The organism is Corallococcus sp. AB045 (assembly GCF_003668895.1).
In the GTDB taxonomy this organism is placed as follows: domain Bacteria; phylum Myxococcota; class Myxococcia; order Myxococcales; family Myxococcaceae; genus Corallococcus; species Corallococcus coralloides.
Genome location: NZ_RAWN01000091.1, coordinates 17639 through 35279 on the forward strand (window position 1 = coordinate 17639; position 17641 = coordinate 35279).

General features: G+C 71.4%; 12 protein-coding genes. 5 read left to right on the forward strand and 7 right to left on the reverse strand.

Features of this window, described 5'->3' with window-relative positions; genetic code table 11:
- Positions 1 to 27 precede the first annotated feature (27 nt).
- From D7Y21_RS21765 to traB, 3 genes are all read left to right on the forward strand, one after another.
- Positions 28 to 1092, forward strand: a complete 1065-nt coding sequence (locus D7Y21_RS21765) for a hypothetical protein (RefSeq protein ID WP_120560952.1) — start codon at positions 28 to 30, stop codon at positions 1090 to 1092.
- Between the two features lie 186 nt (positions 1093 to 1278).
- A complete protein-coding gene (gene traA, locus D7Y21_RS21770; protein WP_121715458.1) occupies positions 1279 to 3360 on the forward strand; it encodes an outer membrane exchange protein TraA in 2082 nt (693 codons plus the stop codon).
- The gene (traB, locus tag D7Y21_RS21775) at positions 3357 to 4985 is read left to right on the forward strand and encodes an outer membrane exchange protein TraB (protein WP_121715442.1); all 1629 of its coding nucleotides are present in this window, start codon (positions 3357 to 3359) and stop codon (positions 4983 to 4985) included. The genes traA and traB overlap by 4 nt, the downstream gene beginning before the upstream one ends.
- 62 nt (positions 4986 to 5047) lie before the next feature.
- On the opposite strand, the gene D7Y21_RS21780 is transcribed toward traB, so the two are convergent.
- The 3 genes from D7Y21_RS21780 to D7Y21_RS21790 form a co-directional block, all read right to left on the reverse strand.
- Positions 5048 to 5887 (reverse strand): Ig-like domain-containing protein, encoded by an 840-nt coding sequence (locus D7Y21_RS21780; protein ID WP_120561686.1) that lies wholly within the window; start codon positions 5885 to 5887, stop codon positions 5048 to 5050.
- A gap of 116 nt (positions 5888 to 6003) precedes the next feature.
- Positions 6004 to 10002 carry a protein kinase gene (locus D7Y21_RS21785; protein WP_233612233.1) on the reverse strand — a complete coding sequence of 1333 codons (3999 nt, stop codon included), beginning with the start codon at positions 10000 to 10002 and terminating at the stop codon, positions 6004 to 6006.
- 109 nt (positions 10003 to 10111) lie between these two features.
- A complete protein-coding gene (locus D7Y21_RS21790; RefSeq protein ID WP_121715446.1) occupies positions 10112 to 11995 on the reverse strand; it encodes a lipase maturation factor family protein in 1884 nt (627 codons plus the stop codon).
- Between the two features lie 139 nt (positions 11996 to 12134).
- Here D7Y21_RS21790 and D7Y21_RS21795 point away from each other — a divergent pair, with 139 nt between their 5' ends.
- Complete coding sequence (locus D7Y21_RS21795) at positions 12135 to 12788, forward strand: MBL fold metallo-hydrolase (RefSeq protein WP_233612234.1); 654 nt, start codon at positions 12135 to 12137, stop codon at positions 12786 to 12788.
- Positions 12789 to 12791: 3 nt separating this feature from the next.
- Here D7Y21_RS21795 and D7Y21_RS21800 read toward each other — a convergent pair whose 3' ends face one another.
- Together D7Y21_RS21800 and D7Y21_RS21805 are read right to left on the reverse strand one after the other, a co-directional pair.
- Complete coding sequence (locus D7Y21_RS21800) at positions 12792 to 13586, reverse strand: hypothetical protein (protein WP_120560948.1); 795 nt, start codon at positions 13584 to 13586, stop codon at positions 12792 to 12794.
- Complete coding sequence (locus tag D7Y21_RS21805; protein WP_233591298.1) at positions 13576 to 14478, reverse strand: dimethylarginine dimethylaminohydrolase family protein; 903 nt, start codon at positions 14476 to 14478, stop codon at positions 13576 to 13578. Before D7Y21_RS21805 ends, D7Y21_RS21800 begins: the two co-directional genes overlap by 11 nt.
- A gap of 182 nt (positions 14479 to 14660) precedes the next feature.
- On the opposite strand from D7Y21_RS21805, the gene D7Y21_RS21810 reads away from it, so the two are divergent.
- The gene (locus tag D7Y21_RS21810; RefSeq protein ID WP_121715450.1) at positions 14661 to 16271 is read left to right on the forward strand and encodes a Na+/H+ antiporter; all 1611 of its coding nucleotides are present in this window, start codon (positions 14661 to 14663) and stop codon (positions 16269 to 16271) included.
- Positions 16272 to 16292: 21 nt separating this feature from the next.
- Here the strand turns inward: D7Y21_RS21810 and D7Y21_RS21815 are convergent, their stop codons facing one another.
- Together D7Y21_RS21815 and D7Y21_RS21820 are read right to left on the reverse strand one after the other, a co-directional pair.
- On the reverse strand, positions 16293 to 16955 hold the full coding sequence (locus D7Y21_RS21815; RefSeq protein ID WP_121715452.1) for an SRPBCC domain-containing protein: 663 nt from the start codon (positions 16953 to 16955) through the stop codon (positions 16293 to 16295).
- Positions 16952 to 17641: 2OG-Fe(II) oxygenase (locus D7Y21_RS21820; protein WP_233612235.1), on the reverse strand; the 690-nt coding region annotated here is incomplete at its 5' end. The genes D7Y21_RS21820 and D7Y21_RS21815, both read right to left, overlap by 4 nt.

Consider the following 17641-nt stretch of genomic DNA (forward strand, 5'->3'; position numbering starts at 1 on the left):
CCACCGATGCGTCATGCTGGGTCCGCCATGACCGGTCCGGGCCCGGAGGCGGGTTCTCCTCTCATCCTGTCGTTCCGTCACCTGCTGACCGAGTCCGTCAGTACGTTCCTCGACGAGGCGGACATGACGTGTCCCCAGACGGCGGACGCGCTCAGCGAGCTGCTGGTGACGCTGTCGCGCTACCGCGAGGAGGGCGCGCTGTTGTTCCCCACCGCGTTCCTGGGTGACGACCTGGGCGCGATGATGGAGCTGCTGGGCGGGCACGACCCGATTCCCCTGGGTTCGGGGCCGCGCACCCGCGCCACCATCCAGAGGGCGCTCAAGCAGTGCGCGCCGCTGGGGCAGGGGCGCTGGTGGGCGCTGTACCTGGTGCGTGAGCCCGCGGGTCTCACCTACGGCATCTTCCGGACGGATCCGTTCCCCCTGGCGGAGACGCCGCTGGAGCGCCTGCGGCACGCGCCGGACCGGGGCGCACGGGTGGTGGGCGTGTTGCAGTTGGCGGACAACATCATCGAGCTGCGCGGAGGCGGAGGGCTGTGCCGGCACGTGTACCTGTCCGGCGCGCGCATCGACCTGGAGCCGCCCTCCGTGGTGCTGGACGCGCTGGCGAGCGCGGTGACCGAGCAGGTCCTGCCCTCCAGCCGCGAGTACGCACGGGGCTTCTTCCGGCGGGTGCTGTTCGAGGTGATGCAGTCCTCGCACGGCACGCTGGTGGCGGTGCTGCCCCGCGAGCGCGCGGGTTCGGCGCTGTTCGTGGACGGCATCCTGTTGCCCCGGCCCATGGACGTGGTGGCGCTGCTGGACCGGCACCACGCGACCCAGGACGACAGCGCGGCGTCAGCGGTGCGGGCGGCCGCGCAGCTCTTGCGCGGCATGATGGCCACCGACGGCATCACCGTGCTGCGCGCGGACGGGTGCATCCTCGGGTACAACGTCTTCGTGCGTCACCCGGAGACCCTGGCGCGACAGCCGGGCTTCTTCGGTGGAGCCCGGCGTCGGACGTTCGAGGTGCTGTGCGCGGCCCTGGGCAACGAACTCGCCGCGGCGTTCATCCGCTCGCAGGACGGGGATGTCGCCTGTCGTCGTGTGTGACGGTTTCCTGTTTTGCACGCTGTCCGGATTGATTGCGACGTGGAGGGACAGAGGACCCTGGAGGTCGCATTCGGGCACTGGGACTCGGGACGTGGGCGGAAGGTTGAGAACATCAACTTAATCTGTAAGGCTGCGCCCGTTTTGCGCACTGCTCCCCTGCCCCTCCGCGCGGTTGCCGCGCTGTCCCTGCTCGCCGTGTGCCTCGCGAGCGCGCCTGCCGTGGCGCAGAAAGCCCCAGCCCCAGGCTTAAAGCTGCCTGACGTCTTGGTGACTGGAGCCCCCTCCGCGCCATCGCCAAGCGGCCAAGTCGGTACGGGCATCTGCATGGCGTCCAGCGTGTGGACGAGGACCACCGGCGAGTTCCCTCAGTATCAAACGAACTACATTGAGAATTTGAATGCCTACATGGAGGAGACCGCCGGAACGCGCATGACCTCCGTGCTGCGCTCGGCATTCGACCTATCGAACAACTTGAATGATGGCCGTGTGCTGAGCTTCGGCGATTTCGTCAAAGTGGTTTCGGGTTGTGACCAGGGTGGTTGCCCCTTCCACTACAACAATTCAAGCACGCGCTTCGTCTCACGCTTCCGCGGCTATTTGAATGTCACTCCGGCCATGGTCGGGCGCGTCCTGCACTTCGGCTTCTACGCCGATGACGCCATCAGCCTCGTCCTGTTCGACAAGGCCAGCAGACGCTACGACATCATCATCCGGCCGCCGGAGTTGGGGGCGCCGACACGACGCACCACCAACTCCGTCACCTTCACCCAATCCGGGCTTTACCCCATTGAACTGCTCTACGTGCAGATCGTGGAGCACGCCGCGCTGGAGTTCGCCGTCCTGGACGGAGCATTCACGGACTTCGATCAGCCCGCAGGTGAGGATCCGGTCATCCCACTTAACTCTTCCGGCTTCACGCTGGTCCAACCCGCACAGCTGTTCCAGACCGAGACCGGCCGGCCGTCGTTCCCGGACAACCTGGATCAGTGCGTCCAGTGCAACCGCCAGTTCGCGAACCAGCCCGGCAATGGCAGTTGCGGTTCGTCCTACTACTGCAACTCCGCTGCGCTCTGCGCACCCTGTGACACGAACCTCCTGTGCGGAGACATCTGCTCGCCGTGCGGTCCCACCGCGCCCATCTGCGCCCAGGTCAACGGCCAGTTCACCTGCGTCGCGTGCACCCAGAACAGCGACTGCCAGACTGGCCGCTGCGACACCACCACCAACGTGTGCACCGGCTGCGTCCGCGACTCCGACTGCGGCTCCGGCCAGGTCTGCGACGAGCCGAACTTCACCTGCGTCCAGTGCACCGCCGACGCAGAGTGCCCCGGCAGCCAGGTCTGCGACCTCACCGCGAACACCTGCGTCGAGTGCAACGAAGACACCCAATGCGACCGCGGTGAGAGCTGCTCCAACCACGTCTGCACGCCCTGCAACACCAACGACGCCTGCGCCGGCAACTCCTGCAACTGCTGCCCCAATGGCACCCAGTGCGCCGCGCCCACTCCCGGCGCCCCGCCCTCCTGCGTCGAGTGCACCACCGACAGCCAGTGCTCCAACGGCCAGCGCTGCGACACCCTGAACGGCGCCTGCGTCGACAGCATCGCCGAATGCAACACCTCCGACCGCTGCGGCCCCGGCTGCTCCAAGTGCCCCGGCGAGCGCCCCTTCTGTCTCGACGGCGAGGTCTGCGTCCAGTGCCGCAACGACCTGGAATGCGGCGACGGCCAGACCTGCGTCAGCGGTGAATGCAGCTCCTGCACCACCGACAATCGCTGCGGCCCCCGCTGCGACTCATGCGGCGAGGACACCCCGTTCTGCCTCTCCGACGGCACCGTGCAGAACAGCGTGTGCGTGGGCTGCGTCAACGACTCCGACTGCGGCAGCGGCAAATGCGACCCCACCACCCGCACCTGCTCCAACACCGGCGCCTGCGCCGTGACGTGCGAGCAAGGGCGCGTGTGTGACGGCTCCACGTGCGTCGAGTGCTTCGCCGATGCCCACTGCCCCTGCGGCGGCACCTGCGACCTCACTTCCAACACCTGCCTCGAAACCTGCGCCGACAGCGGCGACTGCCTGGGCGTCGAGTTCTGCTCCGCCGAAACCCAGCAGTGCGAACGCGGCCGCCGCAAACCCGGCACCGAACCCCAGGGTGGCGCCTTCTGCTGCGGCACCACCGCCGAGGACACCCCCACCGGCAGCACCGCCATGCTGGTCACCCTCGCCCTGGGCTTCCTCTTCCTGCGCTCCACCCGCCGCGTCCGATGAAGCCTTCCCGCGCGCCGCTCCTCCCGCTGCTGCTGGCCCTCGCGCTGTCCACCGCCGCCCACGCCGCGCCGGATCCGCGCTTCAACATCCAGGTCTTCCGCCCATCCGGCGCGCCGCAGGACCTGGTGATGGTCACCCAGTCGCGGCCCCTGTCCCACCTGTCCGTCTCCGCCGGGCCCTACTTCAGCTACTCCCTCAACCCGCTCTCGCTCGTCCCCAAGGACGGAGACCTGGGCTCCATCAGCCTCGTGGGCAACCGGCTCCAGCTGGATGTCATGGCCACCGTCGGCCTCTTCGACTGGTTCGAGGTCGGCGTGGACATGCCGCTCGTGCTCCTACAGGGCGGCCAGAACCTGGAGGTCATCGGCACCGAAGGGCCCGTGGAGAGCTTCGCCCTGGGCGACCTGCGCCTCATGGGCAAGGTGGCCATCCCCGGCTTCCGCCGCTCCGCGGAGGGCCACGGCTGGGGCGCCGCGCTCACGCTCAACGTCAGCTTCCCCACCGGCGTGCAGGAGGCCTTCGCGGGCGACGGCGAGCTCACCTGGGCGCCGGGCCTGGTGCTCGACTACCGCTTCGAGTCCGGCATCCTCCTCGCCTTCAACGGCGGCTTCTGGAAGCGGCCGGACGTCATCTTCAGCGGCGTGCAGTTAGGGGACATGGCCCCGTTCGGCCTGGGCACGGAGGTGCCCCTGCTGCGCGGCAGCGGCATCACCGCGCTCGGCATGGTGAACGGCGCGTTCGGCCTCAAGAAGGCTCCGGGCCAGGAGCGGCAGATTCCCGCGGAGCTGCTCATCGGCCTGCGCTGGTACAGCTCGCTGGGCGTCACCTTCACCTTCGGCGGCGGCCTGGGCTGCGGCTGCTCGCTGGCGTCGCCGAACCTGAGCTTCTTCACGTCCATCCTCTGGGTGCCCGCCAAGACGCGCGAGTGGGAGGCCATCGAGCGATTCAAGGAGCCGCCCGAGCCGCCCCCTCCGCCCGTGGACCCCGACAACGACGGCGTCATCGGTGAGCGCGACCGCTGCCCCAACCTCGCGGGCCCGGTGGAGAACAGCGGCTGCCCGGACACCGACGCGGACTCCGACGGCGTGGTGGACCGCATCGACAAGTGCCCGGACGTCCCGCAGGGCAAGCGCGGCCGCGACGGCTGTCCGCTCGCGCGCACGTCGGGGAACAAGATCGTCATCCTGGAGCAGGTGAACTTCGCCACCGACCAGGACGTCATCCTCTCCGAGTCCTACCCGGTGCTCGAGGAGGTCGCGCGGGTGATGGAGGAGAACCCGAAGATGGACCGCATCCTCATCGAGGGGCACACCGACTCGCGCGCCAGCGACCAGTACAACCTGGAGCTGTCCAAGCGCCGCGCCGCCAGCGTGAAGCGCTTCCTCATCGAGACCGGCGTCGCCGCGGAGCGCGTGTGCTCGCAGGGCTTCGGGCGCAGCATGCCCCTGGCCGACAACGCCACGGAGGAGGGCATGGCCCTCAACCGCCGCGTCGAGTTCACCATCCAGCCGCCGAGCGACGGTCCCCGCCCGCCCTGCCCGGATGACGTGGAGGCCGCGTCCAAGAAGAAGGGCGGCAAGCGCCCCGCGCCGAAGTCCCCGGCGCCGCCCAAGAAGAAGCCGTAGAGGCCCATCGCCTCGGGGTCCGCCGCTCCAAGTGCGGCGGGCCCGGCGTCGAACCGGCGGGGCTATTCGACGATGAAGTCCGCGGCCGTGCGGCGGCGGCCGGCCACCACCGACACCACCGCGCGGCCCTTGCCCACGGCCGTCACGCGGCCCTCGGACGACACCGTCACCACGGCGGCGTTCGAGCTGAACCACTCCAGCGGCACCTTCTCCAGCGCCACGCCGTTGCGGTTGTACGCGCGCGCCTGGACCATCACCGACTGGCCCTTCTTCTTGAAGGTGTACGAGGTGAGGTTCAGCCCCAGGCGCGCGAAGTCCGGCGGCACCACCTGCACGGCGATGGCGCGGTGCAGGTGCCCCAGCGTCGCGGTGACGGTGGCCACGCCGGCGGACGCGGCGATGAGCTCGCCGTTCTCCACGCGCGCCACGGCCTCGTTGTTGGAGCGGAAGTCGGGCGTCGCGTCGGGGATGACGTGGCCCGCTTCATTGCGCGCCACCACGCGCATCTTGATGGTGCGCCCCACCTCCACGAAGTCCGCGCCCGGCGCGCGCACGTCCAGCGACGCGAGGATGGTGAGGTCCAGCGGCAGCGCCGCCTTCGCGCGTCCGCCCTGCACGCCGATGATGGTCTTCCCGGACTTGCGCGCCACCACCGTACCGTCCTCCAGCACGGAGGCCACCTCCGGCGCGGAGCTGGTCCAGCGCAAGCGCGTGTCCATCATCTTGCGCCCGTCCGCGTCCAACACCGTGTAGCTGAGCGGCAGGTTCTGCCCCTGCGTGCGCAGGTAGCGCAGCTCGGGCGGATCCAGGGTGATGGTCGTGGGCGACGGTCCACACGCACCGAGGGCACCCAGCGCGAGGAAACCCAACAAGGAAAAGGAGATGGGGCGTGAGGTCTTCACGAAGGCAGGCACGGGGGCAGGCGGGGAATGGCCGAGTCTACCGGTGGATCACTCAAAGGGCGTGAAAACCGCGAGCGCTCGCGCCGAAGTCCGCGCGCCTGCACGCCTGCTGACGACTACTGCCCACTTCCACGGCGCGGGGTCCGGGCCTCCATCGCCCCCAGCACCTGCGCGGCCAGGGCCTCTCCCTCCCGCCAGCCGGCCACCCGGGCGCGCTCCCTCGCCTGCTCCAGCCGCTCACGCGCCTCCGGGGCCCGGCCTCCCGTCACCAGCAGGCGCCCGGCGTTGTAGTGGATGCGCGCCACCTCCTGGGCGTCCCCACCCTGCTCGGCCAGGGCGAGCGCGCGCTCCAGGTCCGACAGCGCCTGGGCCGGCTCGCCCGCGAGGACCCGCAGGCCCGCGAGCTGCGACAGCGCTCGCGCCTGGCCCACCGCGCTGCCCACCGACCGCGCCTGCTCCGCCGCGCGCGTGAAGCCCACCCGCGCCCGGTCCAGCTGCCCCAGCCGCTGCTGCAGCCGGCCCAGGAGCAGGTAGTGCTCCCAGAAGAAGTCCGCCACGTGCGGGGTCCGGTTCCCCATGCGCTGGAAGGCCCGCGCGAGCAGCTCCACCGCGGCCGTCGTCTCGCCCTTGGCCTCGCGCACGCGCGCGAGCTCGCCCAGCACCAGGGCCTCGACCTCCGGGTCCGAGCCCGCCGGCCCCTGCGCCATGCTGAGGCGCACCTCCGCGTCATCCACGCGCCCCAGCTTCAGCTCCGCGACGGCCAGGCGCCGCGCGGCCTCCGCCCACCGGCCGGGCGTCTGCATCACCGGCACCTGGTCCAGCCACGGCGTCACCAGCCCGTCCACGGCGGCGGGGTCCGCCTGCGTGAGGCATCCCGCCGCGCGCGCGAGCACGTCCAGCTGCCAGCGCACCACCGCCGCCGTCGCGCCAGGCGCCCGGCCCAGGGACCAGCGGTAGAACTCCACCGCCGCGCGCCACTCGCCTCGCGCCGCGAACCAGTCTCCCGCCCGCTCGCACGCGGCCGGAGCACCGGAGGCATCCGCGCCCAGCAGGTGGTCCGCCACCCGCACCTCGCGGGCCGGCTCCTGCGCGAACACCAGCATCTCCAGCGCCTCCGCCAGCTCCTGGTGCGCGCTCCGCAGCTGCGAGGGCGACAGGCGCTCGCGCAGCACCTGCCGCGCCTCCTCGCTCATGAAGCGGAAGATGCCGGGCTGCCCGGGCACGGGCACCACCCACTCCGCGTCCTCCAGCACCCCTGCGCCGTCCGTGGCCGTCAGCGACGCGCGCACCAGCTCCGCGGAGAAGAGCGAGCCCTCCACCGCGGCCCGCTGGAGGAAGCGCAGCGACGCGGCGGGCAGCAGCTCCAGCCGCGCGCCCAGGGCCTGCCCCAGGCCTTGCGGCAGCGCCGCGGGGGACAGCGGGCCATTGGACTGGAAGCCGCTCTCCGTGCGCTGCAACACCCCCACCGACACCAGCAGCCGCACCAGCGCCAGCGCATGCGCGGGATTCCCGCGCACCCGGTCCGCCACCGCCCGCTCCAACGACGGCGACAGGGCCATGCCCAGGCTCGCGGTGAGCAGCGCGTTCAGCTCCGACGGCGACAGTCCCTCCAGCACCGTCACGGGCAGCGAGGCCAGGGCCGTGGGCACCGCGTCCACGTCACCCGTGGCCACCAGCGACACGCCCAGCTCCTTCGCCGCGAGCAGCCCCGCGAGCATGTCCAGCGAAGGGCCGTCCACGCGGTGCACGTCGTCCACCAGCAGCAACAGGCCGGACGGCTTCGCCACGCGCTGGATGGCGTCCACCACCGCTCCGTCTCCCGCCGGCAGGAGCCCGCCGCCCACGGGCACGCCCCGCGCGAGCCTCCGCCAGAGCGCCGCGGCCTCCGGTTCGGAGAAGCCCAGCCCCGACAGCGGCGGCAGCGACGCGTCTCCGCTCGTGGCGGTCCGCGACAGCGCGGCGAACACCGTGCGCCACAGCCCCAGCGCTCCCGCGGAGCGAGGGTCTCCACCCCACGCGTACACCACGCGCGGCGAGGCGCCCGCGGCCAGCTCCGACACCGCCTCCAGGAAGCGGCTGCGTCCCACGCCCGAGGGCCCCACGAAGAGCCGCGCGCCGCCTTCGCCCTTGCACGCCGACTCCACCACCATCGCCGCCTGGGTCAGCGCCTCGTCGCGCCCCACCAGCGCGTCCACGCGGGTCGCGGGCGCGCCGGACTCCACCCGCCACGCCGTGCCGCCGGGCAGCTCGCGCGCCATGCCGATGCGCACCCCGCCCGCCTCCACCAGCAGCGCCTTCACGGAGGCGCCCACCAGCAGCTCGCCGGACACCGCCGCGTCCGCCAGCGCCTGCGCCCGCTCCAGCCCCAGGCCTGACAGCCGGGGCGCCCCGGCCTCCGAGCTCGTGCGCACCACGCCGGACTCCAGGCCCCGCCGCACGTTCACGCCCGCGCTGCCCAATTCCTCCGCGCACTTCAGCGCCCGCGTCGCATCGTCCGCGCGCGCCTGCGGCAGGCCGAAGGGCAGACACCAGTGCGTGTCCGACAGCGCCATCGCCTCCACGTGGTGGCGCGCCGAGACCTGCGCCACCGCCTCGCGCAACCGGACCGCGTGGGCCGGCTCGCCCGCGACCACCAGCAACGTGAGCCGGCGCATCTGCGCCTGCGCGTCCATCGCGCGGATCTTCACCGTGGGGCCCGGGGCCTCGTCTCCCAGCGCCGGGGGCCCGTCGTCGTCCTCGTGCGCGGCAGGCGGCTCGGCCAGGGCGGAGGCCGGCGGCGCGGGCACCTCCATCGTCGGGTCGGTGGGCGGCTCGTGCACGGCGCCGTCGCCGCGGCGCGCGGGCGCCTTGGCCGTTGGCGCGTCGGGGAGGTCCTCGTCGCCCAGGTGCACGGGCGGCTCGCGCAGCGCGGGCATCACCGGCAGCCTGGGCGAGGCGTCTCCGGAGCCGGAGCCGGAACCGGACGAAGGCGTGAGCGACTTCTGCGCGGCGTCCACGCCCATGGGCGTGAGCGAGTTGCCGCACGCGGGACAGAAGCGACTGGTCGCGCTGGTGGACTGGCCACAGCGCGGGCACGACACGTTGGAGGGATCGCGGACCTGGGGCAGCCCGGGCTCGCCGCTGCCCGCGTCGCGCAGACGCGCCAGCACCGTGTCGCCCACCAACCGCGTCACCACCGCGGGGACGCTCTCCTCCGGCGGCTCCGGCGTTTCATCCAGGTAGGACTGGAGCGCGCGGGCCACGTCCGCGCAGCGGGCGAAGCGCTGACCGGGGGCGCGGTGGAGCATGCGCAGGATGATCTGCTCCAAGAGCGGCGACAGCCCCTCCACGAACTGCGAGGGCCGGGGCACCGCCGCCAGCGCGATGCGCCGCATGGCCTCCGCGGGGTTGTCCGTGTCGATGAACGGCCGGCGCGTGCACAGCTCCCACAGCACCACGCCCAGCGCGAACTGGTCGCTGGTGCCGGAGACGGGCTCGTTGCGCACCTGCTCCGGCGACATGTATCGCAGCTTGCCCTTGAGCACGCCCGTGCGCGTGCGGCTGGCGCGGATGGTCGCCTTGGCCACGCCGAAGTCCACCACCTTCGTCAGGCCGTCCAGGCGCACCATGATGTTCTGCGGGCTGATGTCCCGGTGCACCAACTCCAGCGACGCGCCCTGGCTGTCTCGTGCGTGGTGCGCGTGATCCAACCCCAGCGCCGCGTCGCGGATCATCTGCGCGCAGACGCGGTGGGGCAGCGGCGTGCCGGCCCGCTGCGACGCCTTCGCCAGGCGGCCCAGGTTCTCGCCCTCGATGTACTCCATGGCGATGTAGAACGTGCCCTGCCACGCGCCGACCTCGTACAGCGAGACGACGTTCGGATGGTTCAGGTGCGCCGCGACGCGGGCCTCGTCGAGGAACATCTCCACCGAGCCGTCGTGCTCCAGCAGGTCCGGCAGCAGGCTCTTGAGGATGACGGGGCGCTCGAAGCCGCTCACGCCCACCTGACGTGCCAGGAAGATTTCCCCCATGCCCCCCACGGCCACGCGGCGCAGCACCGCATACCTGCCGAAGATGAGGGAAGACGAGGAAGCACCGGACACCATCGCCCTTGAACCGTACCCAGCGATCCCCATCCCCCGCCAGTCCCCGGCCCTTTGCTTTCGCACGGGGAGCCATTAGCCGTTCCGCCCCCGTGTGGGGTCCTGGCGTACCGGGCACGAGTCGCATGGACCCAGGCATGTTTCAGACGTGCCAGGTCAGCCTTCCCGCCTGCTCGGATGACCCGGGCGCGAGGGTCAACGGCGACACATACAGCCCGCGCCGCTCCCGCTTCCACCAGGCTCCGGTGCGCTGGCGCTCCGCCCGGGACGTCATCCGGTAGTCGTGGAGCACCGCCCGTACGAGCCGGGGCGGACGGTCCGGGAAGGGGTTGGACGCGAAGAGCCCCAGCACCTCCGGAGAGCCCTCCAGCAGCCGCTCCATCAGGGCCAGGAACCATGAAGGCGGCGACCCCAGCGCGGCGAACCACATCTGCCAGTCCAGCCGGGGCTGATGCGGGGCAACCTGGCGCGGTGGCTGGTCCACGCCCGACGTCTTGTATCGGAACGGGTACTCCACCCAATGCTCGCCGTCGTCCGAGCCCTCCACCGTGATTTCCGGCCGGTCCACCGTCATCACCGCGAACAGGCCGTAGGAGTTCACCGAGTGCAGCGGCATCACCCGGTCCTCCAGCCAGTCCACCGCCCGCACCAGGCGCTCCGGGCCGCGCGGCCACCACCCCATCCGGCGCAGCTGCTCCACGGTGCCCAGCGTGAGCAACGGCACCGCCGCGACCACGGACAGCGCCGTGCCCGGCACCGACGGCCGCCGCGCGGGCCCGGCGTCGCGCCACAGCGACTCCGGCAGCACGCGCCGCAGGGCCGCGTCGTCCAGCAGCCACAGCCCCAGGGCCAGCGACTGGACGTTGAAGAAGCCGTAGTTGCCCGTGGCAATGATGGCCGCCTGCAACGCGGAGAGGATGCCGAAGGTGGCCTGCCGCACGCGCCGGGGACCGAAGGCGAGGAACGGCACCGCCGTCTCCGCCGCCAGCACCGCCGCCGTGCCCGCGTGGCGCACCTGGCGTGGAAGCTGGTGCGCGGCCCAGCCGCCGCGCGTGGGCAGGGGCGCGGTCTCGAAGTACACGTCGCACGCGCTCAACTCGCGCCACGTCCGGTCACCCGAGTGGAACTTGCTGATGCCCGATCCGAAGTAGAGCCGGAACACGAGCATCCGGAAGAGGAACACCTCCAGCGCTGACACGTCCCGCTTCCCCAGCCCGGGCCTCACGCCGACCGGCGCGGTGAGCGCGCCCAACAACCCCATCTCCAACAGCAGCACGTCCCACTGGAACGACAGGAACTCGCGCCCCAGTGACACATAGGACAGGTACAGCGCCCACAGCGCGGCGGCGCTCGGGAGAGGAGCCACGTTGAGGAGCAGCGCCAGCGACAGGGCCTGTCCCACGCGGCAGCCGCGCACCAGCGCCGCGTCCGACGCGTCCTTCCAGAACACGGAGGGACGGCGCCAGCGGCCCTGCGCGGCCCAGCGCTCGGACTGCGCGACGTCGCGGATGGGACGGATGCCCTTCTCTCCGTAGAGCCCCAGCACCTGCTTCCCCAGCGACGTGAAGGCGACGAGGAACGTGCCTCCCAGCAGGCGCATGAAGGCCCAGCGCACCCGCCGGTGCTCCGCGGGCTCCGTCACCCGGCTGAACAACCACGTGTCCCACCGCGACGCGCGCCGGCGGTGGTGCGCGATGACCGAATACACCGCGCCCGCCACCTGCCGGACGCCGGGCAACAATCCCAGCCGCGCGGCCAGACGCGTGCTCCAGCGGGGCGACCAGGCGAGCATGCGGAAGACGGCCTCCGCGCCGGACGAGCGGCGCCCCGATGGCTCCACCAGCTGCATTGCCCGCAGCATGTCCTTCCTCGAAATGCCCAGGAGCTTGAGCAGCCACCTGCTCCCGCGCGCGAAGCGCACCCGGCCACCGGTGTCCTGGCGCCAGCGCGCCACCCAGCGCTTGCAGAAGCCGCAGTCCCCATCGAACAGCACCAGTGGTCGCATCTCGTGGGTCATCGCGCGCATCGGGTCGCTCCTTCGTCCAACGACAAAGGTGCGCGCGGCGGTCGGGATGCGAAGGGGGCAGGAGGGCTCGCTGGAGGGGCAGGCGGGCAGCGGAGCGCGGACCCCTGTCATCCGGGGACAGGTGCCTAGCTTTGTCCGCATGAGCGAGCCCAAGGCCCAGGCGAAGAAGACGGATGAAATCGTCCCCGGCGTGCACCACTGGACCGTCTCCGACGACCGGCTCGGCGGCATCCGCAGCGACGCCTACGCGGTGGTGGACGACGACGGCACCGTCACCCTCATCGACCCGCTGCCCATCGACGAGAAGGTCCTGCGCAAGCTGGGCGATATCGACGCCATCGTGCTCACCGCGGGCAACCACCAGCGCTCCGCGTGGCGCCTGCGCAAGGTGTTCGGCGTGCCCGTCTGGGCGCCGGAAGGAGCGCAGGGCCTGGAGGAGAAGCCGGACTTCGAATACGTGAACGGCACCACGCTGCCGGGCGGCCTCAACACCTTCCAGACACCGGGGCCCACGGAGGCCATGTACACGCTGTGGCTCCAGAAGAGCCCGCACGCCGTGGTGTTCATCTCCGACCTGCTGTCACACGAGGGCCGGCGCACGCCCACCTTCGTCCCCGGCGAGTACCAGGACGAACCGCTGCGCACGCGCACCAGCATCCAGCGCATCCTGGACCACCTGCCCATCCAGACCGTCTGCTTCGCGCACGGCGCGCCCATCCTCAAGGACGGCGCCAGCGCCCTGCGCAAGGCCCTGGAACAGGACGACGAGTTCCCGCACGCCCCCGTGCCCTGAGCCTCAGCCCGGAGGCACTTCGCGCACCAGCACGTGGCCGTCGTCCTGACCGGGCGGCGCCAGCTCCAGCCGTGCCCCGGCCTCCGCCCGGTCCAAGAGCGCGCCCAGCGACAACAGGTCGGTGACGGGGATGCGAGTGGCGGGCGCGGGCGCATCACCCCGGAGCATCGCCCGGGCCACGTTGGCCTCATTGGAGAGGTCCGTCTCGTAGACGAAGGTGCGCTCGTCGTAGTCGTGGCCACCGGGGACACGTCCCACCAGCCGCATGGGCCCCAGCCGCGAGTGCACGCGCACGGCGGGGTTGTCCCACTGGGTGACGCCGCGCAGCCGCTTCGCGCGCACCATACCCAGCGTGAGCAGCTTCACCCACGCGGACGCGCCCCGCCCCGGCAGGAAGCTGAACAGCGACACGCCCACGAACAGCCCCGGCGTCAGGGACGGCGCCACGTAACAGGCCGCGCCAATGGCCGACTCCTCGTCCGCCAGCAGCAGCCGTTCGCGCGCGGGCGCCTTGAGCAGCCGCGCGGGACAGCGCAACAGCCCGATGGCGCCGGGCAGCAGGTACAGGTCCGACAGCACCCAACGCGGCACGCCGATGCCGCCGAACGCCAGCTGATTGAGCGTGAGGTATTGCCGCGCGAGCTCCGCGTTGTGCTCCGCCAGCAGGTGCGTCACCGGGATGCCGTACGGCGCCAGGTCCAGCGAGGGGACGTGCACGCCGGAGCCCAGCGCCTGCAACGACAGCTCCGGGGTCGCCGCGAAGAACGCCTGGGCCTGCGACGCGAGCTCACCCGCCATCGGCTTCGAGGTCCTTCGCCACGACGTCCAACCGGTACTCGGGCGGAAGCGTGACGCGCGAGGCGTCCACCGACGCGCGCGACACGAGGCAGCGCGACGAACCTCCGCCCTTCTCCGTCAGCTCCGGCATCGGCATGGACACCACGCGCATGCCCAGGCGCTCGAAGGTCTCCACGATGTGCGCGGGCATCACCGTGGGCGCGAGCAGGTCCCTGCCCAGCGGCAGCCCGTTCGTCGCATAGCGGCGGATGTCCGCCTCCGTCACCCGCACCAGCCGGTTCGCGCCGAAGCGCTGCTCCAGGAGCGCCACCGACTCCGGTGCCATCACGTCCGGGCACACCACCAGCCGGTCCACCGCCGGCAGGGGCAGCACCGCCATGTTCCCGTGGAACGCGGGCTCACGCACCTGCACGCGCAGCACCTCGCCGGGGAAGTGCTTCTGGGCCGCCTCCAGCCCGTCGAGCGTCGTACGCCCGCCCCAGAACAGCAGCGTCACGCCGTCGAACGTCGCCACGTCGCCGTGCGCCTCCCAGATGCCCACGCCCGGGTCCACGACCTCCAGGCCCAGGCGCCGGGCCAGCGGCGTCCAATGGTCGCGCTCCGTGAAGCGATGCGCGCTCATCATCCTGGGCAGGAGGAACAGCGGGGCCTGGCCCTCGCGCGCCACCACCTGGCCGCACTCGGCGGCATAGGGCATGCCCGTCAGCGCGTCCGACGGCGAGGGCAGCGCCACCACCGTGCCGCCTCGGGACTCGATGTGCCGGGCGAGCGTCAGCCACTCCCGCCGCGCGCCGCGCGCATCCGCCGGAGCGGCCTCACGGCTGCGGAAGTTCGAACGGCCTCGCAACGCCCAGCCCCGGCCCGGGGGTGACATCAGGAAGAGGTCCATCATCCCTCGCTTCTAGCCACCGCCCCGGAGCCTCACAACGCATCCGTCTCCAGCCCTGAGAAAACAGTCTGGCAAAATGCAACGCCCGCCCGTCCCCTCTCATTTCCCTCCGAAAGGGGGTTGCCCCCCCGCCCCGCGCGCATGGCATTCTCGCGCTTTTTGAGCACAAACGGGGCTGGGAATTCATGCACTTCGAGTTGGCCTTCGTGCTGCTCTTCTCCATCGCGACAGCGGTGGCGATCGCGGCGCGCTACTTCAAGTTTCCGTACACGGTGGCGTTGGTGCTGGCGGGCCTGGGCCTGGGCATCGTGCAGGCCTTCGAACCGCCGCACCTGACGAAGGAGCTGCTGTTCGCGGTCATCCTGCCGGGTCTGCTGTTCGAGGCGGCGTTCCACGTGGACTTCCGCAAGTTCATGAAGAACAAGCTGGCCATCACCTCCATGGCGATTCCGGGCGTGGTGGCGTCCATGGCGCTCACGGCGCTGCTGTTGTCCCCGGCGATGAGTGGGCTGAACGCGCTGGAGGGCTTCGGCCTCATCCACGCGATGGTGTTCGCGTCGCTCATCGTGTCCACGGACCCCATCGCGGTGGTGGGCCTGTTCAAGGCACTGGGCGCGCCCAAGCGGCTGGCCATCCTGGTGGAGGGTGAGAGCCTGCTCAACGACGGCACCTCCGTGGTGCTCTTCACGCTGGTGGTGGGCGTGGCCGGAGGTCAGGCCTTCACCGTGGGCGGCGCGGTGATGGACTTCATCAAGGTGGCGGGCATGGGCGCCGTCATCGGCGGGGCGGTGAGCTGGGCGGCGTCCAAGGTCATCCTCCGCGTGGAGGACGCCATGGTGGAGATCACCCTCACGGTCATCGCCGCGTACGGGTCCTTCGTGGTGGCGGAGCACTTCCACTACTCGGGCGTCATCGCGGTGGTGGTGGCGGGCCTGCTGTGCGGCAACTGGGCGGCGCGCATGGGCATGGGCCCCACCACGCGCATCGCGGTGGAGAGCTTCTGGGAGTACCTGGCGTTCGCGCTCAACTCCGTGGTGTTCCTGCTCATCGGCCTGGAGGTGAAGCTGTCGTCGCTGCTCGACTCGTGGCTGCCCATCCTGCTGGCGTACGGAGCGGTGCTGCTGGGCCGCGCGGTGGTCGTCTACGGCGTGTCCGGCCTGCTGCGGTTCACGTCGGAGAAGCTGCCTTGGAAGTGGAGCGCGGTGCTCACCTGGAGCGGCCTGCGCGGCGCGGTGTCCATGGTGCTGGTGCTGGGTCTTCCGGCGGACTTCGCCCACCGAGAGCTGCTGGTGAACATGACGTTCGGCGTGGTGGTGCTGTCCATCATCTTCCAGGGACTCACCATGGCGCCGATGCTCAAGAAGATGGGCATCACCGGCCTCAAGGACGTCTACCAGGAGAAGTACGAGCTGGCCCGAGGCAAGCTGGGCGCCATCCACGCGGCGCTCGCGTCCCTGGAGTCCATGCGCCGCGGCCGGGAGATTCCGGTGGACGTGCTGGAGCCCCTGGAGCGCGACTACCAGCAGAAGGCGCAGGCGGTGGAGCAGGAGATCGCCACGCTCAAGCAGCAGTCCAACCGCTTCCACGAAGAGGAGGAGCAGGAGGCCATCCGCCGCGTCCTCATCGTGGAGAAGGACTCCCTCTTCAGCGCGTACCAGCAGGGCACGCTCAACAAGGAGGTCTTCGAGCACCTCACCGCGGAGCTGGACGAGCGCATCGCCAAGGCGAAGGACGCGGAGACCCACGTCCCGGAGGAGGACGTCCCCGCGCCCCCGCCGCAGGCCCTGGCCTCCTAAGCCCACCGGGGGGCGGCGGCGTCAGCTCGCGCCGCCCTCCACCCGCGACTGGAGCACCGCGCCCAGCACGTCCGCGGTGTCCTCGCGCAGCCGCGACAGGTGCGTGTAGAGCACGTCCTCCACCTGGGCCACCGCCTCCTTCGGCGCGCCTGACTCGCGCAGCCCCGCCAGCACCGTGTACGCGGCCACCGCCAGCGGCCCCACGTAGCCGCGCGACTCCTCCCAGAACTCCTCGAAGCACGGCACCGCCTCGCCCGCCACCACGCGCGCGAGCCGTCCCAGGCACGCCTCCCAGTAGGCGCGGTGCGCGTCCCGGGCCGCGTCGTCCGCGAACGGTCCCTGGCGCAACTCCAGCCGCGTGCCGTCCTCCGCGAGATGGAAGGTCAGCTCCGCCCGGGTGCGCCCCGGCGGCACCGGCCCGCCACCCTCCCAGTCCATCTCCAGCGCCAGGAACCGCCCCGGCTCCACCTGCACGATGCAGCCCACCTGGGAAAACACCCGACCCGCTGAGTCCCTCAAGCCCACCCGGTAGGGCTGCCCCAACGCACCGGGGTCCGGCGCGTGCGTGCGGTAGCAGCCCGGCGGCGCGCCGAACCAGCGGCGGATGAGCGCGGGCTCGGACAGGGCGGGGAATACAACATCCGGCGGCGCGGGCAGCTTCCACTCCAGCGTCAGGTCGCTCACGCCCGCACCCCCGAGCGCGTGCGCAGCTCGAAGCGGGGCACGTTCGTCAGCTGCTCGTCCGGCGCGCGGTACTGCTCCACCACCAGGCTGATCCGCGAGCCCCCCAGCCCCTCCGCGCCGGAGGTGATGGACTCCACCTCATGCAGCAGGTCGCCCCGGAACATCACCAGCGCGTTCTGTCGCGGCGTCAGCTCCGCCACCCGACCTCCCCGGTGGTACAGCCGCAGCGCCCCGCCCCGGAGTTCCTTCGGAACCTGGACATACAGCACGCTCACCGCCACCGGGCAGCCGATACTCGGACCGTAGAATTCAAGACTCCGGTCGATGTGTGCCGCCACGCCCCGGCCCTGCCCCACCAGCAGCGGGTTGAGCAGGAAGGCGTTGCACTCCGGCAAGAGCGTCTTCGCCAGGTACGGCGCGAACGCCGGGAAGCGCTGGTGGACCTCCGGCAGCGCGTCCCGGCGGAACGTCAGCGAGAAGCCGTACGTGCCGGAGAACTGCCCCGACAGGTTCGACTCTCCCAGGAGCGACGAGCCCAGGATGGCCGAGCGGATGGAGGCCATCGTCTCCTCCGGGAGGACGTCCGGTGTGCGGTGGAAGAAGGTGTCGAGCCGGAAGGCTCCACCCCACGGTGGCTGGAAGCGCATGGCCCGGAGTCTACCCACCCACGCCGCGCTGCCCCATCC